Here is a 21,897-nt window from a genome sequence, read left to right as displayed (position 1 = left end):
GCCGCCCAGCAATCCCCCGTGGGAGCGCGCCACGCCCGCGATTGATACGCATGGCGCACGCTCGCGAAGCAGGTTCGCCACAGCTACGCCACCGTGCAGCCACTGCCTGCAAATCTGCCACGACAGCTACGGGCAGACAGCTGCCCCCTCCTCCTGAATTGCCCAAGCCCCTCGCCCTGGCCCATTCCTTGCGTACCCAAAAGCATATTTCATGAAGTAAGCACTTAACGAACTAAAAGCCTCCTTCCTGGGTAATGCGGTAACGCCGGGATCGGGCAGACAAGGCAGCAAGGCATCCATGGAAAAGAACCTGACCCTGCAAGTGAATGGGCAGGCGGTGCAGCTCAATGCTGAGCCGCAGACCCCATTGCTCTACATCCTGCGCAACGATTTGGCCCTCAATGGCCCCAAGTACGGCTGCGGCCTGGGTGAGTGCGGCGCCTGTACGGTAATCGTCGATGGCCGCGCCACCCGCTCGTGCGTATTTCCCGTTGGCGGTGCCGTAGGCCGCAGCGTTACCACCCTGGAAGGCCTGGGTTGTCGCGAACGCCCCCATCCGGTGCAGCAGGCCTTCATCAGCGAGCAGGCGGCGCAGTGCGGTTACTGCCTCAACGGCATGATCATGACCATCAAGGCCCTGCTCGATCGCAACCCACACCCCAGCGACGAAGAACTGCGCAACGAGCTGTCGGCGAACCTGTGCCGCTGCGGCACCCACGTCGAGATCATGCGCGCGGCCCTGCGTGCCGCCGGCCGTCCCGCTGCCCCGCACGGAGAAACCCCATGCACCTGACCCGCGACCAATGGCTCGAACAGCCCGATGCGCTGCTGGTGATCGATACCATCCAGCCCCCCTCCGGCCCCATGCCCAAAGGCCAGAGCGCCACCTTGAAACCTCGCGAACTCGGGCTGTTTCTCGCCATCGCCGGTGACCGGGTTCATGCCTTCAACGGTCATGTCGACCTGGGCACGGGCATCCGCACCTCGCTGGCGCAGATCGTCGCCGAAGAGCTGAACCTGGACATGGATCAGGTCGAGATGGTCCTGGGCGACACCGAGCGAGCGCCGAATCAGGGCGCAACCATCGCCAGCGCGACCATCCAGATCAGCGCGATTCCTCTGCGCAATGCCGCTGCGGAAGCGCGACGCCACCTGGGCCGGCTGGCCAGTGAGCGCTGGCAGACGGATGTCGAGCGGCTCAGACTGCAGCGCGGCCGCTTCCATCACCCGGACGGCCGCGAGCTGAGCTTCGCCGAACTGATCGCCGGCCAGCACATTCGTCTGTCCATCAGCGGCGACGCGCCACTCAAACCGCCAAGCGAATACCGCCTGGTGGGCCAGGCCGCGCAGCGCGTGGACATTCCCGGCAAGGCCACGGGCGAGCTGACCTACGTCCACGACATGCGCCTGCCGGGCATGCTGCACGGCCGCGTGGTACGTCCGCCCTACGCGGGCTACGACAGTGGCGAATTCGTTGGCAACAGCCTGCTCTCGGTCAACGAAAGCTCCATCGCCGATATCCCGGGCATCGTCGCCGTGGTAGTGATTCGCGACTTCGTCGGCGTGGTCGCCGAGCGCGAGGAGCAGGCAGCTCGCGCCGCCCAACAACTGGAAATCGAATGGAAACCCTGGACACAGAAACTGCCCGACATGCGCGATATCGCCCAGGCCATCCGCGACAACCCGCGCATCGCCCGCATGGTTCTCGACAAGGGTGACGTCGAGCAGGCCCTGGCCAACGCCGACCAGCGACTGACCCGCAGCTACCTCTGGCCCTACCAGTTGCACGCGTCGATCGGCCCTTCATGCGCACTGGCCGACTACAGCGAGCAGCAGTCGAAAGTCTGGTCAGGCACCCAGAACCCTCACTTGCTGCGTGCCGACCTGGCCTGGTTGCTGGAGTGCGACGAGAATCGCATCGAGGTGATTCGCATGGAGGCCGCCGGCTGCTACGGGCGCAACTGCGCGGATGACGTATGCGCCGATGCCCTGCTGCTGTCCAGGGCGGTGGGCAAACCGGTACGGGTTCAACTCACCCGCGAACAGGAACACGTGTGGGAACCCAAGGGTACCGCTCAATTGATGGAGGTCGACGGCGGCCTGAATGCCGATGGCAGCATCAGCGCCTACGATTTCCAGACCAGCTACCCGTCCAACGGCGCGCCGACCCTGGCGCTGCTGCTCACCGGCCGCGTCGAGCCATTGCCGATGATGTTCGAGATGGGCGACCGCACCTCGATACCGCCCTACGACTACGAGCACATGCGCGTCACCATCAACGACATGGCTCCGCTGGTGCGCGCGTCCTGGATGCGCGGCGTTTCTGCCATGCCGAACAGCTTTGCCCACGAGTCGTACATCGACGAACTGGCATTCGCCGCCGGGGTGGACCCCGTCGAGTATCGCCTGCGCCACCTGGACGATCCGCGCGCCAGGGATCTGATCCAGGCCACCGCCCAGCGCGCCGACTGGCAGCCGCGCACCCAACCGCAGCAAACGCCCGCCGAGGGTGACGTGCTACGCGGCCGGGGCTTCGCCTATGCCCGCTACATTCACAGCAAGTTCCCCGGTTTCGGCGCGGCCTGGGCCGCCTGGGTCGCCGATGTGGCGGTGGACAAGCGCACCGGCGAAGTGGCCGTTACCCGCGTGGTGATCGGCCACGACGCCGGCATGATGATCAACCCCGAGGGCGTGCGTCACCAGATCCACGGCAACGTGGTGCAGTCCACCAGCCGGGTACTCAAGGAGCAGGTGCAGTTCGAGGATTCGCGAGTCGCCAGCACCGAATGGGGCACCTACCCAATCCTGACCTTTCCCGAAGTGCCTGCCATCGACGTGATGATGATGCCTCGGCAGACCGAACCGCCCATGGGCAGCGGCGAATCGGCCTCCGTACCCAGTGCGGCCGCCATTGCCAACGCCATCTTCGACGCCACAGGCCTGCGCTTTCGCGAGTTGCCGATCACCGCCGAACGGGTTCGTGCCGCGCTCGCTGCTGACGGTGGGGCCGACAACGCCGCGCCTGCGGCTCCCGCCACGGGCAAACGCAGCAAGTGGTGGCTTGGTGGCCTGGCTGGCGTGCTGGGCGCGACCCTGGGCCTGCTCACCACCGCCCTGCCCTGGCGCGCGGAGATCGCCCCCGTGGCACCAGCGGGTTCCGGCACCTGGTCCGCCGCCACCCTGGAGCGAGGCCGCTTGCTGGCAGCCGCTGGCGACTGCGCGGTCTGTCATACCGCGCCTGGCGGTGCCAGCAATGCCGGCGGCCTGGCCATGGACACCCCGTTCGGTACGCTGTACAGCACCAACATCACCCCGGATCGTGAAACCGGCATCGGTAGCTGGTCGTTCGGCGCATTCGAGCGCGCCATGCGTGAAGGCATCAGCCGCGATGGCCGCCACCTGTACCCCGCATTTCCCTACACGGCGTTTCGCAACATCAACGATGCCGACATGCAGGCGCTGTATGCCTACCTGATGTCGCAGCCCGCCGTGAAGCAGCCTGCCCAGGCCAACCAGATGAGCTTTCCGTTCAACATCCGCCCGCTGATGGCCGGCTGGAACGCCCTGTTTCTCGGGCGCGGCGAATACCAGGCCGACCTGGCCCGCAGCGAGCAATGGAACCGTGGCGCCTACCTGGTCAACGGCCTGGGCCACTGCGCCGCCTGCCACTCGCCACGCAACCTGCTCGGCGCGGAAAAAGGCGGCCAGTCGTTTCTTGCCGGGGGGATGGTCGACGGCTGGGAGGCACCGCCACTCAGCGGCCTGCGCAGCAGCGCTACGCCCTGGACGGAGGCGGAACTGACCGACTACCTGAGCAACGGGTTCTCCGAACGCCATGGCGTGGCCGCCGGCCCAATGGGCCCGGTGGTGAGTGAGCTGGCGATGCTGCCGAAAAGCGATGTGCAGGCCATCGCCAATTACCTGATCTCTCTGGACGCTCCCGCGCCAGCGCAGACTGTCGCCAGCAGCACGGCCCCCGACCCGGCAGCGCTCGCCCGTGGCCAGCGCACCTTCGAAGGCGCCTGCCAGGCTTGTCACAGCGATGGCCTGGGCCCGCAACTGTTTGGCGTGAGCCCATCGATGGCGGTCAACAGCAACGTGCACAGCCGCATGCCGGACAACCTGTTGAAGGTCATCCTGCATGGCATCGACACGCCGGCGACTCCTGAACTCGGCTACATGCCGGCCTTCAAGGACAGCTTCAACGACCGCCAGGTCGCCGAACTGGTCGCCTATCTGCGCCACCGCTTCGCCAGCGAGCAGCCGGCGTGGCTCGACCTGACCCAGAAAGTCGCGCACGTGCGCGCCAACCCCGGCACCCACTGAGCCCCATCACGACGCCGCGCGGCGCAGACCGCGCAGTACCACGTCGCTGATGAACGCCAGCCAGCGCGCCTTCTCGCTGACGCTGACCAGCTCGTCATCGAGAAAACAGCTCAGCGTGTGCAGGTTGGAGTTATAGAAGTAGCAGAGCGAGGCGATCATCAGGTACAGGTGCCTGATGTCGATATCCTCGCGGAAAAGCCCCTGCGCCTGACCGGCGGCGACGATCGGCTGCAACACGCCCACTGCGGTGCCGGAGAGCGCCCGCAGGTTGCCCGACTTGCGGGCGTGCACGCCTTGCAGCAGGTTTTCCGTGCCGAGGATGGTGATGAACTCAGGGTGCTTGAGGTAGTAGGTCCAGGTAAAGGCGACCAGATCGCGGATCGCCTGCTCGGGGTCTGCCAGATCGAACACCTGCCGGGCCTCGGCCCGGTTGAACTGGGCGTAGATATGCTCCAGCACATTGACGAATAACTCATCCTTGCTGCCGAAGTAGTAATAGATCATCCGCTCGTTGCACTTGGCCTGGCTGGCAATCTGCTCGGTGCGCGCCCCGGCATAACCCTGACGGCTGAACACCTTGACCGCCGCCTTGAGGATCGCCGCCCGACTGCGATCCGCCTGGGCAGCTCGCGTACCGGTCTTGGCCTTTTCCATGGTGTATCCCGCTGGCTTAATCGACGGCGAAGTATGCGGCATCTGCTCCTGACCAATCCACTTTGCCGCCAGCCTCCCCGCAGGACGCGCCTAGCCCACGTCCCTGCGCCGGGTGCGCTCGTTGATCACCCGGGCGCGGCGGAAATTCCAGCCGAGCAGCAGCTTCGAGGCGAGGTTTTCTCGGCTGTGCGGCTCACCGTAATGCAGCAGCACGGTGGAGCGCAGCGCGTTGGGGTCGCAGGGTTCGTTGGCGTGCAGCGAACGATAGCCCCAGAAGAAATAGGCGTTGCCGGGCACGATCTTGATCTTCGCCGGTTTCAGCCAGCTGCGCTTGACGGCGAAGGTCACCAGCTTCTGGGTCAGGGTGTTCTGCATCAGCGCCTTTTCCAGAATGTTGACGTACAGGTTGCTGCGGATGTTGCGCAGGTTGGGGAAGAAGATGAAATCCCCGCAGTCGCGGCCTTCGCTGGGCGTCACCAGCGGAATGAGCGCGGTCAGCGCTGCGGCGTCGTAGTGGAAGTAATAGGACTCGCGCTTGCCGGTCTTGCCCTGCAGGCAGCGCAGCGCCGGGAAGATGTCGGGTGAGCGCGGTGGTTGGCCGGTGCCGGTCTTGTAGATGTCCCTGAACAGGTCCATCACCTGGGGCGACACGCTCATCTCTTCGAAGATGCTGCCCCTCACGGCATCCTGGCCCTGCATGGCGAAGTACTCGTGGTGGTGCCGCTCCACTTCGTAATTGACGTGGGTGCGGGCCGCCTGCAACTGCTCCTCGGAGAGGAAACCCTCGATGACGGAATACCCCTGGTTCTCCATTTCGTTGACGATGCGCGGCACGACCTGCGGGTCGGCCTTCTGAAAATCGGGCATTGTGGTCGCGTCCTTCTCTGCTGTTTCGACGGTCACGCCAATCGGCAAGCCTCGGGATGTCCTCCGACCCGACTCGCACCTTCATATCGCGGGTTCGACGTTCGCTCGCCAGGGGTGATCATCCAGGCCAAGCCGGAGATGGCCTGCCCAACGGGCCACGCTGAATGGGAATTACCTCCAGACAGGCAGTTGTAGCCTAGCCAGGGCCGCTCGATGCGCGACCAGCGGCAGCTTCTGACGAATGGCATGGTGGCCAGAGAATGGCCAACTAGAGGCTCCCGGGCCCGATACGAAGCGCCAGCCGCCTAGCGCACCTGGGCTGGAGCGTTAGCGGCTATGAATCCGACGCGCCGCAGCAGTGACGGCACCATCGTCGTCCTCAAGGCTGCTCCTGCGACCAGCGTGTACGAATGTCGCCTTGTTCCAGGCGCTGAGGGTTGTTGCCGAAGGCATCCTCGGCACTCATGTCGGCGCCCTTGTTGGCCAGGGCATCGAGCATGTCCTTGCGCTGGAACAGGGCCGCGTACATGGCGGCCGTCTGGCCACTGCCATTGCGTTGATCAGGGCTGCAGTCGGCGTCGAGCAGCCGCTTGGCGATGCGCACCTCACCCTTGAAGATCGCCCCCATCAGGGCGGTGTTGCCGCGCTGGTCCTGGGCGCAGGCATCGGCACCAGCGCTCAGCAGGCGCTCCACCGCCTCGCGGTGGCCGTGGTAGGCCGACAGGATCAGCGCCGTGTAGCCCTTCTCGTCAGCCGTATCGAGGTCGTAACCGGCCTGGATGAATTCGTCGAGCATCGCGGTATTGCCCGCCCGCGCCGCATCGAAGTAGTAAGTGCGCAATTGCGCCTGGATGTGCTCGGCATCGCCGGCGGGCGGAGTATCGGCCAGCAGCGAAGTCGCGCCGGTCAGCGTCAGCGCAAAGCAGAGGGTACGCAACATGGGAACCTCCCGAACGGCCAGCGGCCGCTCCCGGGTTGGGGAACCCGTGGCGCACGGCCCGCTCGGGGGCGGTGCGCCACGGAGTGACCGGCGTGGGCCGGTCGCAAGGTCAGTCCTGCAGCTTGGCGGCCAGTGCCTTGACCCGTGCCAGATCGCCCTTGGCTACCTGGGTCAGCCCCTCGCCGTACTGCGCATCGGCCTTGTAGAAGAACGACAGCATGATGTGCTTGCTCTCGTCTTCAGCCTCGGCCAGGGCACCGCCCAGGCTGGCGATCAGATCGCCCTGCATCTTCTTGTCGTAGGAACGGTACAGCTCACCGGCCTGCAGGAAGTTCTGCTCGCGCTGGATCTTCTTCTGCTCGGTGCTGCCGCTCAGTGGCAGGTTGCTGTAGCGCGCATGCTCGCTGGCAGGCCGCGGGTTGATGCGACTGGGCTCGTAGTTCACTTCGGTGGTGGTATGGCCGATGTTCGCCGCGCCATCCTGATTGCCGTTGTTGACCGCGACCTTGGCCTGATTGATCGGCAGGAACGCGTGGTTGGCGCCCAGGCGATACATCTGCGTGTCGGCATAGGAGAACAGCCGGCCCTGCAGCAGGCGGTCCTCGGAGGGCTCGATGCCCGGCACCAGGTTGGACGGCGCCATGGCCACCTGCTCGGTTTCCTGGAACACGTTATCCGGGTTCTTGTTCAGGACCATCTGGCCAATCTTCTTGTAGGGCACGTCCGGCCAGATCTTGGTGGCATCCAGCGGATCGAAGTCGTACTTGGCCAGGTCAGCGGGTTCGAGCACCTGAATGTACAGATCCCACTTCGGGTAGTCGCCGGCGTTGATCGTGGTGATCAGGTCGCGGCTCATGTGGTTGAAGTCCTTGCCCTGGATCTGCTCGGTCTGCTGCGGGTCGTTGTTCTTGACCCCCTGCAGGCTGCGCCACTGGAACTTGACGTAGCGGTACTCGTTCTTGTCGTTGACCAGCTTGTAGGCGTGCACGCCGTTGCCGTTCATCTGCCGGTAATTGGCCGGCGTCCCTTCGTTGGAATACAGCAGCGTCAGGGTGCGGGTGGCTTCGGGCACGTGGCTGAAGAAATCGAACTGGGTGCGGTTGCTGCCGTAGTTGGTGTTAGGGTCGGGCTTGAAGGCATGCACCATGTCCGGGAACTTGATGGCATCGCGGATGAAGAAGGTCGGGAAGTTGTTGCCGACCAGATCCCAGTTGCCTTCGCTGGTGTAGAACTTGGTGGCGAAGCCGCGCGGGTCACGTAGGGTTTCCGGGGAATGGTTGCCGTGCACCACGCTGGAGAAGCGCACGAACACCGGTGTGGTGGTGCCCTTGGTGAAGACCTTGGCGCGGCTCAGGTCGGAGATGTCAGCACTTGCCGTGAACTCGCCGTGGGCGCCGGTACCCCGCGCATGCACCACGCGCTCGGGGATGCGCTCGCGGTCGAAGCGCTGCAGTTTCTGGATCAACTGCACGTCCTGCAGCAGCGTGGGGCCGGTGCTGCCGGCGGTCTGCGAGTTCTGGTTATCGCCGACCGGGGCGCCGTTGTCGCGGGTCAGAGGCGCAGCGTGGGCGGAAAAGCTGAACAGAGAAGCGGACAAGGTCGCCGTCATCAAGCCAAGGGCAGGTGCCCATGAATTCCTGGGTTTCATGGATGAATCCTCGTTTTCTTATGGTTCCAAGCGCGTCATGCGCTTTCCCAAGGCTACGAGAGGTCATCCGCTGGTCTAAATTGGGAAAACCCAGCGCCCCGATAGACAATGCTTATTACGCGATAGAGCCCGAAAGTGATAAGCGAAGCGCCGATCGGCCGCGGCTCGTGGGCGAAGCGATAGCGGCCATTCAGCGAAATCGCGGTATGCCCACCCATCGCCGGCAAGCCGGCTCCTACACGATTGTGTGTACCCCAGCGCCCACGTAGGAGCCCGCTTGCGGGCGAAGCGATTGCAGCCATCCAGCGAAATCGCGGTATGGCCACCATTCGCCGGCAAGCCGGCTCCTACGCGACCGTGTGCATACCAGCGCCCGCTTGCGGGCGAAGCGATAGCGGCCATCCAGCAAAATCACGGCATGCCCACCAATCGCCGGCAAGCCGGCTCCTACGCGATTGTGTGTACCCCAGCGCCCACGTAGGAGCCCGCTTGCGGGCGAAGCGATGGCGGCCATCCAGCGAAATCGCGGCATGCCCACCAATCGCCGCAAGCCGGCACGACCGTCTGCATACCAGCGCCATGTAGGAGCCCGCTTGCGGGCGAATCGATAGCGGCCATCCAGCAAAATCGCGGCATGCCCACCAATCGCCGCAAGCCGGCACGACCGTGTGCATACCAGCGCCATGTAGGAGCCCGCTTGCGGGCGAAGCGATGGCGGCCATCCAGCGAAATCGCGGCATGCCCACCAATCGCCGCAAGCCGGCACGACCGTCTGCATACCAGCGCCATGTAGGAGCCCGCTTGCGGGCGAATCGATAGCGGCCATCCAGCAAAATCGCGGTATGGCCACCATTCGCCGGCAAGCCGGCACGACCGTGTGGATACCCGAGCCCATGTAGGAGCCCGCTTGCGGGCGAAGCGATAGCGGCCATCCAGCAAAATCGCGGCATGCCCACCCATCGCCGGCAAGCCAGCACGACCGTGTGCATACCAGAGCCCACGTAGGAGCCCGCTTGCGGGCGAAGCGATAGCGGCCATTCAACAAAATCGCGGTATGGCCACCATTCGCCGGCAAGCCGGCTCCTACGCGACCGTGTGGATACCAGCGCCCGCTTGCGGGCGATGCGATAGCGGCCATTCAACAAAATCGCGGTATGGCCACCATTCGCCGGCAAGCCGGCTCCTACGGTGTCGTGGGCATTCCGCCTGGGCGTCACACGCGGAAGTGGCTGACCATCATCTGCAGCTGGTTGCCCAGACGCGCCAGTTCGATGCTCGATGCGGCGGTCTCCTCACTGGCTTCTGCGGTCTGCTCGGAGATGTCGCGCACGTTGACCACGCTGCGGCTGATTTCCTCGGCGACCGCGCCCTGCTGCTCGGCGGCGGCGGCGATCTGCTGGTTCATCGCCTGGATGTTGGACACCTTGCGGGTGATCATCCCCAGCGCCTCACCGGCCTTGCGGGTCAGAGCCACGGTGCTGTCGGTCAGCTCGCGGCTGCCGTGCATGATGGCTGCCACCTGCTGGGTGCCCTGCTGCAGACCAGCGACCAGGCCTTCGATCTCTTCGGTGGATTTCTGCGTGCGCTGAGCCAGCCCGCGCACCTCGTCGGCCACCACGGCAAACCCGCGCCCCGCTTCACCGGCACGCGCGGCCTCGATGGCGGCATTGAGGGCCAGCAGGTTGGTCTGCTCGGCCACCGCCTTGATCACGTCCATCACGCCGCCGATCTTCTTGCTCTCGCTTTGCAGCTCGCTCATGGCATCGGTGGAACGGGTCACTTCGGCGGCCAGGCGATCGATCTGCGCGATGGCTTCCGCCACCACCCGATCACCCTGGCTGGCCTCGTGGTCCGCGTCGGACGCGGCCTGGGAGGCCTCAGCAGCACTGCGCGCCACCTCCTGCACGGTAGCCGACATTTCCTGCATGGCCGTAGCCACCTGATCGGTCTCCACCTTCTGGCTGTTGACCCCGGCGCTGGTCTGCTCGGTGACGGCCGACAGCTCCTCCGCTGCGCTGGCGATCTGCGTGACGCCATCACGAATGCCACCAATCAGCTCACGCAGGGTGCTGCCCATGCGCTGGATACCCTGCTGCACCACACCGAGCTCGTCGCGACGGCTGACCTGCAGGGTCTGGGTGAGGTCACCGCTGGTGATGCGCTCCACCGCTTCGAGGGTTTCCTGCAGCGGACGAGTGATCTGCCGGGTGATCAGCCAGGCGGCGAGTATGCCCACCAGCAGGGCCAGCAACGTGGCGCCGATCATCATGCGGGTGGCGAAGCCGGTGTCGCTGTCACGCAGCTTGACCTGCATGGCCAGCAGCGCGTCGCTGCCCTTGACGATCTCCTGCACCTGATTGGTCATGGCGTCGCGCAACTGCAAGCGCTCGGCGGTTGCCGTGCGATAGGTACCCAGCAGGCTGCGGTAGGCGGTGACCGAGCTCTCGAGCTGCTGGATCTGGTCGCGATAGTCGCCGGCGAACACGGTCGCCAGGCCATCGAGCCCCTGATCGACGCGCTCGATCTGCTGGTTCAGTGCCTGCTCAGTGCGCTCGTTCACATCAGCGGTGTAGGTGAGCACGCGGTAACGCAGGGTCTGCACGTCATCCTTGAGCCGGGCGATGGCTTGGTAGCGCGCGAAGCCCGCTTCGTCGCCCACGGCAGTGCGGGCCACTTCGTCCCTGACACGGTCGATCAACTCACCGGCGCGATCCGCCATGTCGACCATCTCGCTGCGGGTCTTGTTGGCGGTGGTGTAGGTCACGTTGGTCTTGTCGTAGGCCTTCTGATACTGCTCGATCAACTCGATCTGCTGCTTGATCAGCCGTACGTTCTCCGGGTTCTGGAAGTGCGGCAACATTTCCTGCTGCCGTTGAGCCAGCACACGAATCTGCTGCTGCACCTTGTCGGCTTCCGCCGCGCCGCCATTGGAGAGCAGGTACTGCAAACGCGCCACACGCAGATCGGTGAGGGTATGCGTGAGCTCATTGACGTCGGTCATGCGCTCGCTGCGCTGCACCACGCTGTCCAGGCTGGTCCAGCTGACGGCGGCCAGGGCCATCGTCAGCAGCAGCACGAGGCCGAACCCCAAAGCCAGTTTCATGGTGACGCTGATATTGCCAAACCACGTATTCATGGATCGCTCCAACTGCAAATTCATGTGATGAGGAAACTGGAGACTTATTCTTGTTGAGCCAGCCCGCACTCCAAGCGCGGTTCTGAGACGGCATCCCAGCCGGTGTCGCGATGATTCACCCATCGAAATGACGATGCTGTGGGGTCCGCTGAAGCGGACGATATCACTTTGATATTGCACAGACGCAGTGGCGCGCGGCTTGGTTCAACCTAAATCGCGATTGGCTGGAAATTGAATGCGGCGCTCTGGGGCGCGGGTATCGGTAATACAGCCCTTGCCCGAGCGGCTGGACGGGAGATCGGCCTTGGCACGGGCGGGCGGAGGGTGAAGCGATACGGGCGAGCGTTCAGAGCTGTTTGCTGAAGCATCGCCCGTGCTTGCGGCGTGGAATCCGATCAGTCGAACCGCGGAACGTAGGCATCCTCGAGCGGCGGGCCGAACGCCGTGGTCTTCTCGATCTCCAGAACGTTGGCTGGCCGTGGGAACGGCTCGGGCTCGGGTTGCCCAGGCTGCTTGTCGATACCAATGTCCTTGAAGAATATCTCCAGGCCGTTTGGCTGGATGAACCACAGCCAGTGCAGCTCGCTGTCGCTGTCGTTGATGAACATGTGCCGGCGGCCGCGGCCGACGAAGATGGTCACGCCCGGCTTGACGATATATTCCTTGCCATCGATGCGCGCCTTGCCCTCCCCGCGGATGAAATGCAGCACTTCGTCATGTATCGGGTGGTAGTGCTCCCTCACGTAGCTGGCCGGCGGCAGCGTCTGCGTGCCCAGGCTGAACGGGCTCTGAATTTCCAGCTCTTCGGGATCGATACGCACGGAAATGAAGCCATTGGCCGGCACGGGCTGCCAGTAGTCCTTTCCGTCGTCTGGCCCGAGTACCAGAATATCGCCCAGATCAGCATTGTTGCCTTTCTCGATCATCGACATCGTATTGCCCTCTAGAAAAGTGGCCTTACCGTCGAAGAGGCACCCGCAGCCGCGCCTGAAAAGGCCACTGCGTCTCTTCGACAGGCTCGGCAAAGGGCCGTGAAGCGCTGCACGCCAATTGCTCGGCAGGGCTTTCACGGCCATGACGGTCAGTCAGCGAGCGGACTCGTGGTCGCTCGCTGGCGCACTTCCAGTTGCCCTTTCCAGGCGACCAGACTGACGATGAACATGGCCAACAGCGGCAGCGACATGCTGAACTGCAGGCCGATGTGATCCGACGTAGCGCCGATGATTGGCGGGCAGATCAGAAAGCCCAGATAGCCAATGGTGCCGTTCAGCGCCAGCCCCAAGCTGGGCGCCTGCGGGTAAGCCTGAGCAGCCTTGCTGTAGAGAATCGGTGTCATGTTGGCCAGCCCGAGGCCGACCAGCATGAAGCCGACGATGGCGGTCAGCGGCGCAGGTGCGCTGATGGCCAGGGCGAAGCCGGCAACGCCCAGCAGCCCCGAACAGACCAGCACCCAATCACGGCCATAACGGCGAATCAGCGGGTTGCCGATCAGGCGCCCGATCGCCATGGCGAAGCTGAAGCCACCGAAAGCGAATGCAGCGATACCGGTGCTGGTGCTGGCCACGTCGGTGAGGTACTTGGCGCTCCAGTTGATCATCGAGTTCTCGGTGAAAAGCGACATGACCGTCAGCATCGCGATGATCAACAGGGTGCCGTTGGGCCTGATCACCACCTTCTTCTTCTCGGCAACCGTGGCCAGAGTCGGACGCAGGTGACGCAGCGGCCTGGCACACAGCAGGGTGGTCAGCAGCATCAGCACTGCGGCCACGCCCAGATTGGTCAGCGCGCTCAGTGCATAGGCATCCAGTACCGACACCAACCCGGCGCCAGCCATGCCACCGAAACTGAACGCGGCATGGAACCAGGACATCAGTGGCTTGTTCAGCTTCTCCTCGATGATCGAGGCATGGGTATTCATCGAAATGTCGATGACGCTGTTGCACATCCCGAAGAACAGCAGAATGACGAAGAACACCTCGTAGGACGGTGATATCACCAGCAGTGGCAAAGAGATCGACAGCAATATCCCGCCGATGACTATCGACGCACGGCTGCCCAGCTTGTTGGCGACGCTGCCAGCCAGGAAGATCATCAGCATGGTACCGGCCGCGAACATGCTCAGGGCGGCCCCCAGCTGCCCATCGCTCAGACCGAGCGCCCTGCTGATGGCCGGAATGTTGGTGGCCCATATCCCCAACACCAGGCCATTGACGAAAAAGATCGATGTCGTTGCGTAACGTGAATATTTCAGATCACTGACGATGCTCATGGCTGGATCTCGCTGAACATTGGTTGCGTGACTGGGTGCCAGGTGAGCACCCAGGGTTGGCATTCCAGGCCGTAGTCAGACTAAAGCCCGTAATCGATTACAAATCAACGTATTCAAAATCGTCATGGCGCGGCCCACGCAGTGCCCGCCCCTTCCCCATCCGGCTCCTGCGCCAAGCCGCCCGGCCATCAGAACACCAGCGCCTGCAACTGCTTGGCGACCGCCTCTTCGATGCTCAGCGCAGCCAGCCAGGATGTCTTGACGTTGTCCGGCAAGGGGTTGTTGATCAGGCGGATCGACAGTTCGCCAAAGGCGCCTCGTGCCTGAACCTCATGGACGTTCTTGTGCACGCCAGGGTCGGCGATCAACTGGACCTGAGTCAGCTCGAAACCGACGCCGGAGAGCGCCACCGCGGCGGTCACGTTGGCGTTCTTCGGGAACAGCACCGACGCCTGGGCGGCCGAACCGCGAAAGATGGTGGTCGGTTCGTCGATGCTGGCCAGGTCGAATACATCGTCGGCAGGCGTTCCGCCCCAGGCCTGAGGTGGTTTGCGACCGATGTAGATGACTTCGTCCAGCCCAGCCGCACGGGCCGAACGTATGGCATCGAGCCCGCCAATCGCCCCCGAGACCAGAATCAGGCGTGCCTTGCCGGCATTGGCAGCCTGCTCCAGATCTTCCCTGAGGGCCCTGTCGGCCAGCGCTCCGATGGAGGCGATCACCACATCGATACCCGCCCGCAGGCAGGCCGGAACGGCATCCACGACCGCGCCATGGCCAGCACACTCGATGACCAGATCGGGTTGCCAGTCGATGAGCGACCGAACGTCACTGAACAGCGTCAGGTGACGAGACCCGGTGAAAGCCTCGGGGTGCTGCATGCGATCCACGACCGCATAGGAGGCCGATGGCAGGTGCTGGGTCTGCAGGGCTTCGAGCACGCGCCTGCCGATTGCTCCCAGGCCGATGATGCCGACTCGCCTGATTGTTGGTTCACTCATGCTAAGGACTCCCAGAATTCGGCCAAGATCGCCGTGTACAGGTCAGTGCGAGTGAGCGGCGCGAAGTGGCCACCGTTGAGCGCCAGCAGCCTGGCCCTGGGGATCAGGCTGGCCAGCTCCTCGCTGTGATGGAAAGGAATGATGTAATCGTCAGGTGCACCGACTACCAGGGTGGGCGCCTGGACGGCCCCCAGTTCGTCGCGGCGGCTGTACCCCAGCAACATGTCCATGCGCGCCTGGGTCATGCCGACATCCAGAGGTGACGGTTCGTCGAAGTTCACGGCGCCGTCGATGGCGAACTGCTCGCCGTACCAGGCCGAGGGATAGCCGGCGAAGCGCGTCAGCGCGTTGTAGGCGGTACCTCCCAACCAGGCCAGCACATACTTGCGGTAGGCGAAGAAGTCCTCGAAGCGCTTGTCCGGACGCGCCCAGCCACTGCTCAGCACCAGGCTGCGAACCCGCGGCCCATGGTCGAGTGCCAGCGCCTGGGCGACCAGCGAGCCGGTGGAATGCCCCACCACGTGCGCCCGGTCGAGCTCCAGTTCGTCGAACACCCTGAGCGCGGCGGCGACGATACCGGGGATGTTCGGCAAGCCGTCGATCTCGCTGCCACCGACGCCGGGATGATCGAAGGTGATCACTCGCCAGGACTGGCTCAGCGCCGCCACGCTGGGCTCCCAGAAGGACGCCAGCCCACCCAGGCCGGAAATCAGCACGACAGCATCGCCCTGCCCCTTTTCCACGATGTTGATCGCTGCGCTCATGGCGCTCTACTCCCTTTCCGAGCAGCGCGAATTGCTTTGCACATCTGCATGCTCCTCATGCCTCGGGTTGCCAGCCGCAAGCCCGTAATCGTTTACAAATCCAGACGGACAACCCGCTGGCGGATTGTCTTCGAGCGTCTCTGCTGCGGGACGGGCGTCAGCCGCTCCTGCGCCAGGTATCGCTGAGGGTGTAGCCGGTGGGGAACGGATCGCTGGGATCGAGCACGTACTGATGAAACCCCGTCAGCCAGGCCTGCCCGGAAATGGTCGGGCGGATGCACGGGCGGCCCCCGATACTCATGGTCTCGACGATCTCGCCCACGAACTCGGTACCCAGAATGGATTCGTGGACGAACTTCTCGCCCATGCCAATCTGCCCGCGAGCATGCATCACCGCCAACCGGGCGCTGGTCCCGGTGCCGCAGGGTGAGCGATCCAGCCGCCCTGGAGAAACGATGACGCCATTGCGCGAACGCTTGCCCAATGGATCGTCCCGTAGCGGGCCAGCGAACAGCGTCTGGTTGATGGTGTGGATCTGGGGGTTTTCCGGATGCACCGCAGGCACCTGCTCGGCGGCAGCGGCCTTGATGACTTCACCGACACTGACCATATCGGCGGCCTCGTCCGGGGTGATGGCAAAGCCCAGGGCCTGGGCATCGGCCAGCACGTAGATCATCCCGCCGTAGGACACGTCGACCTTCAGCGAGCCAATGCCCGGTACCTCGATGAAGCGGTCCAGCGCGAAGACGAAACACGGCACGTTGGAGAACGTCACGCTGGTGCACTTGCCATTGCGGCACGCCGCTTCGACACGCACCAGCCCGCCAGGAGCCTCGAGGGTCAGGCGCGTGACCGGCTCGGCCATGGGGAGCATGCCGGTCTCGAGCAGCACGGTCACCGTACAGATCGTATTGGTGCCCGACATCGGCGGGTAGAACTCGGATTCCATGATGACGAACCCCACATCCGCCTCGGGATGCGCGGACGGCAATACCAGGTTGACGCACTGGGTGACGCTGCCGCGAGGCTCCTGCAGCAGCAGCTTGCGCAGGTCGTCACCCTGGGTCTCCAGGTACTTCATCTTGTCGAAGATGGTCTGCCCGGGGACGTCCAGTACGCCGCCGGTGATCACGTCATTGCGCTCACCAGCCGCATGGGCACTGACCACATTGATCATTCGCTTGAAGTTCATAACCAGACCTTCGTTCAGGGAGTGGTGCCTGATCCCTCGGCGCCGCAACGGCGGTGCCGAGGGTCGGCTGCATCAGCCAAGGGTATTGGGCAGAACAGGCGTGCGCGGCCCGGTCTTGATGAAGGTCGCCTTCACCTCGAGGAACTCGTGCAAGCCGTCGACACCGTTCTCACGCCCGTAGCCACTCTGCTTGAAGCCACCGAATGGCAACTGCGGTGCGCTCTCCAGGTAGGTATTCACGTATACGGTGCCGCTTTGCAGTTTCTGCGATACCGCGAGCGCCTTGTCCAGATCCTTGGTCCAGAGGCCATTACCCAGGCCATAGAGCGTATCGTTGGCCAGTTCGATGGCTTCGTCGACCGTCTTGAAACGGGTGACCGTCAATACCGGGCCGAAGATCTCCTCGCGGAAGATACGGTGCTCCGGTCGCACCTCGGTAAAGATCGTCGGCCCCACGAAGTAGCCTTTGCCCAGGCTGCCCTGAGTCAGGCGCTCACCGCCACACAGCAGCCGCGCGCCCTCCTGCCTGCCCACCTCGATATAACCCAGCACGCTGTGCAGATGCTGCTCGTGAATCAGCGCACCGATCTGGGTCTGGTCGTCCAGAGGCAGCCCCACCACGACCCGCGAGGCACGCTCCACCAGCCTGGCGACGAACTCGTCGGCCACCGATTCTTCGATCAGCAGCCGCGTTCCCGCCACGCACTCCTCGCCCTGATTGAGGATTACCCCGAACAGCACACCGTCCAGCGCGGCCTCAAGATCGGCATCGGCGAACACCACGTTGGCGGCCTTGCCACCCAGCTCCAGCGCTACCCGGGTAAGGTCGCCAGCGGCGCTGGCAGCGATCTGCTTGCCAACCCGGGTCGAACCGGTAAAGGAGATCATCGACACATCGGGGTGGCGCGTCAGGCGCTCGCCCACCACCTCGCCACGACCGGTGACGATATTGATCAGCCCGGCCGGAAAACCAGCCTCGGCCGCCAGCCGGGCGACCTCCAGTGCGCTACCGGAGGTCAACTCGGAGGGCTTGATCACTACCGGGCAACCGGCAGCCAGTGCGTAGGGCAGCTTCTGGAACAGGCACACCAGGGGGAAGTTCCACGGCACGATCAGGCCGACCACGCCCCGCGCCTCGCGGGTGACCAGGCCCAGTCTGTCGTCGCCGAGATGGGTAAAGGCCTCGCCCTTGATCTGCCACGCGAGGGACGCGGCAAACCGGGTCAGCTCGGCAGCCCACGACACCTCTCCCCTAGCATAGATGATCGGCTTGCCCACCTCTTCGGCCTCGATTTCTGCCAGGCGTTCGGCATCTCGCTCGATCAGATCGGCAAGCCGGCTCAGCAACTTCGCGCGTTCTGACCCCGGTAGCGAGGACCAGGCGCTGCTGACGTGCAGCGCCTTGGCCCGCTCGACGGCAATGTCGACATCCTGGGCACTTCCCTCGGCGAAGCGCGCCAGCAGGCCACCATGCGCCGGAGAATGGCGCTCGATGTGCTGCCGGCTGGAAGGTGCGTACTCGCGCCCATCGATCCAGTGGTCATAGGTTCTGGTGGACATGCTGTTTCTCCTGAAAAGGGTATGTATACGTTTACATTCGAGATTAAACATTGCACCGCAAGGGGCTAGCTGCAGCGGGCCATCAGTGGCTCGATGCGGCGGCTCTCGATACTGACTGCAGCCTCCAGCGTCGACAGCGGTGTCTGTGCACCAGCCGTCATCACCAGCACCTGATTGGGGTCGCTGAACTCGGTGGTCCATACGCCACAGCAGGGCTGTCCCGAGGCATCGACGCTACGGTGGATGCGGTCGATCACGGCCGATGCAGTACCCGTGGCACAGCGGTAAGAATGCACAAAGCGCGCCTTGCACAGCTCGACTTCCGAACGCGGGTTGAGCAATTGCAGGAACTGCCTGCTGACCAGAGGAGCGGCCTGCGGCAGGAACGCCTCGCGCCAGGCCTTCACCTTGCCCAGTTCGGCCCGCAACCGCGTTCGCTCATCGAATGACTGATAGCGCCACAAGTGGCTGAAGTAGATGCAATTGTCCACCTGCTCCTGCCACATACCCAGCAGCGCCCCGTAGTCATTGCCGCGAATCGGCAGGCAGCACGTCTGGAACAGTTGCCAGTAGCGCTCCCAGGCCTGCTCGGTGAATTGGTACTCGCGCAGTTCATCGATCATTCCGGCATCCTCACCAGGCGGTGTAGCCGCCGTCGACGGTGAACATCGCACCGGTGGCGAAGGTGGAGTCGTTGCTGGCCAGGAACAGGATCATGTTGGCGATATCCACCGGTTCGCCCATCTTGTTGAGCGGCGAGCGAGCTTCCAGCCCCTTCTTGAAAGCCACCGGATCGGGCACCGATTCGAAGATCTTGTCGTAGTAGCTGGAGGCGATCACACCGGGTGCAACGCTGTTCACCCGCACACCCTCGAGGGCGTGATCCAGTGCCATGGCTCGCGTCAGCGCCGCCACTCCGCCCTTGGCCGCCACGTAGGCTGCACGATCCTTGATGCCGACCACCGAGATGGTCGAGGCCAGGTTCACCACAGCCCCACCACCGCGCCGAACGATCTCGGGAATCGCGTATTTGGAACAGAGGAATACGCCCTTCAGGTTGACGTCGACGACCTGATCCCAGGTCTCCTCTTCGAGGGTGACAACGCTGCCCAGCGTGCCGAAGCCGGCGTTGTTGACCAGAATGTCCAGCCCGCCGAACTTGCCGACGCTGGCAGCGACCATGGCCTCGACCTGACCGGCCACGGCCACGTCCACCTCGACGGCGAAAGCCTGGGGGCCGATGTCGGCAGCCACACGGCGGGCCAGTTCGATATTGCGGTCAGCCACCACCACCTTGGCCCCTTCGCGGGCGAAGAGTCTGGCGGTAGCCTCACCGATGCCGGCGCCAGCACCGGTGATAAGGGCGACTTTCTCGTGCAGTTTCATGATGCATTTCCTGAGTGCAAAAGGACGGCGCATGCGCCTGGGCCGCCAACCCGCCGGAGCCGGTCGGCGAGAAATCATTCCGGCACGTAGTACGGCGCGCTGGATCCAGCCAGTGGGCTGCGGCCACGAATGTCGTCGGCGATCTTCTCGGCCATCATGATGATCGGCGCGTTGAGGTTGCCGCTGACGATCTCCGGCATGATCGAAGCGTCGACCACCCGCAGGTTCTCGATGCCATGAACCCGACCACGGGCATCGACCACGCTGTTCTCGTCCACGCCCATGCGGCAGGTGCAGCACGGGTGATAGTTGGTTCCCGCCAGGCCGCGCAGGGCTTCGAGAATCTGCTCATCGGTCTGCACCGCAGGCCCGGGCGTGACCTCTTCGCCGCGGTAGGGATCCCAGGCCGGCTGCGCGACCACATTGCGAATCGCCCTCACGGCCGCGATGGCATCCTGCTGGTCCTCTGGAGTGGACAGGAAGTTGAAGACGAACCGCGGTGCGTCCCGAGGATCGGCCGACCCCAGCCAGACGCGGCCGGTGCTGGTCGGGCGCATCAGGCTGAAGAAATACTGGAAGCCGTTCTCCAGCTTCACGCTGCCGTGCTGGAACTCGCCCAGCATCGGGATGAACTCGAACTGCACGTTCGGCACCTGAATGTCATCACGGGTGCGGATGAACGCACCCACTTCGAAGAAGTTGGTGGCTCCCAATCCCTTCTTGAAGAACCGCCACATGAAGCCCAGCTTGAGCTTGCCCAGGGCCGTCAGTTGCTTGGCAATCGAGACGTTCTGCGTGGCGCGGTATTGCACGGGCGCAGCAACGTGATCCTTCATGCCCTGCCCCACGGCTGGCAAATGCGCCACGCAGTCGATGCCGAACTCGGCCAGATGCTCTCGGTCACCGATCCCGGAGAGCATCAGCAGATGGGGCGAATGAATGGCACCTGCGCAGAGCACCACCTCCCGGCTCACGCCAATCACCTGAGGCTCGCCGTCGCGTAGCAGGTGGACGCGCATCGCCCGCGTTCCTTCGAACTCGATCCGGGTGACAAGAGCCTTGTCGCACACGTGCAGATTGCCGAGATGGCGATTAGGGTGGATATAGGCCCGGGAGGTGCTCCAGCGAATGCCCTTGTGAACGTTGCGCTGGGTGATGTGCACACCCTCCTGGCGGTAGCCGTTGTGGTCATCGGCCCGCGCATAACCGGCCTGCTCGCCCGCCTTCAGGAAGGCGCGATAGAGCGGGTTATCCGCCTTGCACGTCTCGATGTGCATCGGGCCGCCAACCCCGCGATAGTCGTTGCCGCCCTTGTCGAAGGTCTCCGCCTTGCGGAAGTACGGCAGGCATTCGGCATAACTCCAGCCGGCCAGCCCAAGGGCGCCCCAGTTATCGTAATCCCAGGGGTTGCCACGCACCCAGTTCATGCCATTGATCGATGACGAACCGCCCAGCACCCGGCCACGCGCCTCGTAGATGCTGCGATCCCCCAGCTCCTTTTCGGGCTCGGAATGGATGTACCAGTTGAAACGGTCATTCATCAGCGGAAAACCCAGCGCCGCCGGCATCTGGATATACAGGCTCCTGTCGCTCGGGCCGGCCTCCAGCATCAGTACCGAGTGCTGCCGGTCCTCGGCCAGGCGTGCGGCCAGCACACTGCCGGCAGAGCCGGAACCGATGACGATGTAGTCGTACGTACTTGCTGTAGATCGGCCGTTGATGTCACGCATGAGTCCACCCGAATTGAAAGCTGGAAAACACTGTAATCGTTTACAAACCAGAGAAGCAAAATTTGGAAACCCACACCCTACCGGGCCAAGCTCCCAATCAATCTGCGCTTCGACGTACAAGTGCCCAAGCATAAAGCGCGCCATTGCCAGCCAATTGCGTTGCCGACTCAGTGTTCATGCGGCTTGGCGTGATCGGGCGGATCAGCGTCTGGCACCGCGCAACCTGTTACCGCACCAAGCCGATGCGAAAAGCGGTAACAGTGCACTGAAAACGATTACAATCATTCACAGGCAAACCGTAGGGCTTTGGCCCATACCGCGAAGCAAGCGATTGATCGTCTCCCTGCACGCGCCTCTCTGCCCAGAGCGGGCGAGCCCCTGCGGCACGAACGCGGGCAGTTTTTTGATGCAGCACCCCATTGAA

The 21,897-nt window shown here is 63.8% G+C and carries 16 protein-coding genes; 2 read left to right on the top strand and 14 right to left on the bottom strand.

The features are described from left to right. Positions 1-298: 298 nt before the first annotated feature. A complete protein-coding gene (locus QRN22_RS08910; RefSeq protein WP_042556715.1) occupies positions 299-793 on the top strand; it encodes a (2Fe-2S)-binding protein in 495 nt (164 codons plus the stop codon). Further along, a complete protein-coding gene (locus QRN22_RS08905; protein WP_285402274.1) occupies positions 784-4,326 on the top strand; it encodes a molybdopterin cofactor-binding domain-containing protein in 3,543 nt (1,180 codons plus the stop codon). The genes QRN22_RS08910 and QRN22_RS08905 overlap by 10 nt, the downstream gene beginning before the upstream one ends. A 6-nt stretch (positions 4,327-4,332) precedes the next feature. Here QRN22_RS08905 and QRN22_RS08900 read toward each other — a convergent pair whose 3' ends face one another. From QRN22_RS08900 to QRN22_RS08835, 14 genes are all read right to left on the bottom strand, one after another. Beyond that, the gene (locus tag QRN22_RS08900; RefSeq protein ID WP_042556086.1) at positions 4,333-4,980 is read right to left on the bottom strand and encodes a TetR/AcrR family transcriptional regulator; all 648 of its coding nucleotides are present in this window, start codon (positions 4,978-4,980) and stop codon (positions 4,333-4,335) included. A gap of 90 nt (positions 4,981-5,070) precedes the next feature. Continuing rightward, entirely contained in the window at positions 5,071-5,847 is a 777-nt protein-coding gene (locus QRN22_RS08895) for a hypothetical protein (RefSeq protein WP_042556087.1), read from the bottom strand. Positions 5,848-6,226: 379 nt separating this feature from the next. Beyond that, entirely contained in the window at positions 6,227-6,787 is a 561-nt protein-coding gene (locus QRN22_RS08890) for an ankyrin repeat domain-containing protein (RefSeq protein ID WP_082045892.1), read from the bottom strand. 109 nt (positions 6,788-6,896) lie between these two features. Then, a complete protein-coding gene (locus tag QRN22_RS08885; protein WP_373565141.1) occupies positions 6,897-8,396 on the bottom strand; it encodes a catalase in 1,500 nt (499 codons plus the stop codon). Between the two features lie 1,252 nt (positions 8,397-9,648). Beyond that, positions 9,649-11,571, bottom strand: coding sequence for a methyl-accepting chemotaxis protein (locus QRN22_RS08880; protein WP_042553236.1), 1,923 nt, complete (start codon positions 11,569-11,571; stop codon positions 9,649-9,651). Between the two features lie 395 nt (positions 11,572-11,966). Continuing rightward, positions 11,967-12,503, bottom strand: coding sequence for a cupin domain-containing protein (locus QRN22_RS08875; RefSeq protein WP_042553237.1), 537 nt, complete (start codon positions 12,501-12,503; stop codon positions 11,967-11,969). 149 nt (positions 12,504-12,652) lie between these two features. Further along, positions 12,653-13,840 (bottom strand): MFS transporter, encoded by a 1,188-nt coding sequence (locus tag QRN22_RS08870; RefSeq protein WP_042553238.1) that lies wholly within the window; start codon positions 13,838-13,840, stop codon positions 12,653-12,655. A 188-nt stretch (positions 13,841-14,028) separates the two neighbouring features. Next, a complete protein-coding gene (locus tag QRN22_RS08865; protein ID WP_042553239.1) occupies positions 14,029-14,841 on the bottom strand; it encodes an aspartate dehydrogenase in 813 nt (270 codons plus the stop codon). Next, positions 14,838-15,605, bottom strand: coding sequence for an alpha/beta fold hydrolase (locus QRN22_RS08860; RefSeq protein WP_042553240.1), 768 nt, complete (start codon positions 15,603-15,605; stop codon positions 14,838-14,840). The genes QRN22_RS08865 and QRN22_RS08860 overlap by 4 nt, the downstream gene beginning before the upstream one ends. A 157-nt stretch (positions 15,606-15,762) precedes the next feature. After that, positions 15,763-16,797, bottom strand: a complete 1,035-nt coding sequence (locus QRN22_RS08855; protein ID WP_042553241.1) for a proline racemase family protein — start codon at positions 16,795-16,797, stop codon at positions 15,763-15,765. A gap of 72 nt (positions 16,798-16,869) precedes the next feature. Then, complete coding sequence (locus tag QRN22_RS08850; protein ID WP_042553242.1) at positions 16,870-18,357, bottom strand: aldehyde dehydrogenase family protein; 1,488 nt, start codon at positions 18,355-18,357, stop codon at positions 16,870-16,872. A gap of 65 nt (positions 18,358-18,422) precedes the next feature. Further along, the gene (locus QRN22_RS08845; protein WP_042553243.1) at positions 18,423-18,980 is read right to left on the bottom strand and encodes an NIPSNAP family protein; all 558 of its coding nucleotides are present in this window, start codon (positions 18,978-18,980) and stop codon (positions 18,423-18,425) included. Positions 18,981-18,990: 10 nt separating this feature from the next. Beyond that, the gene (locus QRN22_RS08840; protein WP_179537863.1) at positions 18,991-19,743 is read right to left on the bottom strand and encodes an SDR family oxidoreductase; all 753 of its coding nucleotides are present in this window, start codon (positions 19,741-19,743) and stop codon (positions 18,991-18,993) included. 74 nt (positions 19,744-19,817) lie between these two features. After that, positions 19,818-21,473, bottom strand: a complete 1,656-nt coding sequence (locus QRN22_RS08835; protein ID WP_042552883.1) for a choline dehydrogenase — start codon at positions 21,471-21,473, stop codon at positions 19,818-19,820. Positions 21,474-21,897: the final 424 nt, after the last annotated feature.

The organism is Pseudomonas sp. MEJ086 (assembly GCF_030209025.1).
Taxonomy (GTDB): domain Bacteria; phylum Pseudomonadota; class Gammaproteobacteria; order Pseudomonadales; family Pseudomonadaceae; genus Aquipseudomonas; species Aquipseudomonas fulva_A.
This window is presented reverse-complemented; position numbering and strand designations above follow the sequence as displayed.

Bases quoted from the DNA above. Each gene is read 5' to 3' on its own strand.
- QRN22_RS08910 (WP_042556715.1), top strand. From the start codon at position 299: ATGGAAAAGAACCTGACCCTGCAAGTGAATGGGCAGGCGGTGCAGCTC.
- QRN22_RS08905 (WP_285402274.1), top strand. From the start codon at position 784: ATGCACCTGACCCGCGACCAATGGCTCGAACAGCCCGATGCGCTGCTG.
- QRN22_RS08900 (WP_042556086.1), bottom strand. From the start codon at position 4,980: ATGGAAAAGGCCAAGACCGGTACGCGAGCTGCCCAGGCGGATCGCAGT.
- QRN22_RS08895 (WP_042556087.1), bottom strand. From the start codon at position 5,847: ATGCCCGATTTTCAGAAGGCCGACCCGCAGGTCGTGCCGCGCATCGTC.
- QRN22_RS08890 (WP_082045892.1), bottom strand. From the start codon at position 6,787: ATGTTGCGTACCCTCTGCTTTGCGCTGACGCTGACCGGCGCGACTTCG.
- QRN22_RS08885 (WP_373565141.1), bottom strand. From the start codon at position 8,396: ATGACGGCGACCTTGTCCGCTTCTCTGTTCAGCTTTTCCGCCCACGCT.
- QRN22_RS08880 (WP_042553236.1), bottom strand. From the start codon at position 11,571: ATGAATACGTGGTTTGGCAATATCAGCGTCACCATGAAACTGGCTTTG.
- QRN22_RS08875 (WP_042553237.1), bottom strand. From the start codon at position 12,503: ATGTCGATGATCGAGAAAGGCAACAATGCTGATCTGGGCGATATTCTG.
- QRN22_RS08870 (WP_042553238.1), bottom strand. From the start codon at position 13,840: ATGAGCATCGTCAGTGATCTGAAATATTCACGTTACGCAACGACATCG.
- QRN22_RS08865 (WP_042553239.1), bottom strand. From the start codon at position 14,841: ATGAGTGAACCAACAATCAGGCGAGTCGGCATCATCGGCCTGGGAGCA.
- QRN22_RS08860 (WP_042553240.1), bottom strand. From the start codon at position 15,605: ATGAGCGCAGCGATCAACATCGTGGAAAAGGGGCAGGGCGATGCTGTC.
- QRN22_RS08855 (WP_042553241.1), bottom strand. From the start codon at position 16,797: ATGAACTTCAAGCGAATGATCAATGTGGTCAGTGCCCATGCGGCTGGT.
- QRN22_RS08850 (WP_042553242.1), bottom strand. From the start codon at position 18,357: ATGTCCACCAGAACCTATGACCACTGGATCGATGGGCGCGAGTACGCA.
- QRN22_RS08845 (WP_042553243.1), bottom strand. From the start codon at position 18,980: ATGATCGATGAACTGCGCGAGTACCAATTCACCGAGCAGGCCTGGGAG.
- QRN22_RS08840 (WP_179537863.1), bottom strand. From the start codon at position 19,743: ATGAAACTGCACGAGAAAGTCGCCCTTATCACCGGTGCTGGCGCCGGC.
- QRN22_RS08835 (WP_042552883.1), bottom strand. From the start codon at position 21,473: ATGCGTGACATCAACGGCCGATCTACAGCAAGTACGTACGACTACATC.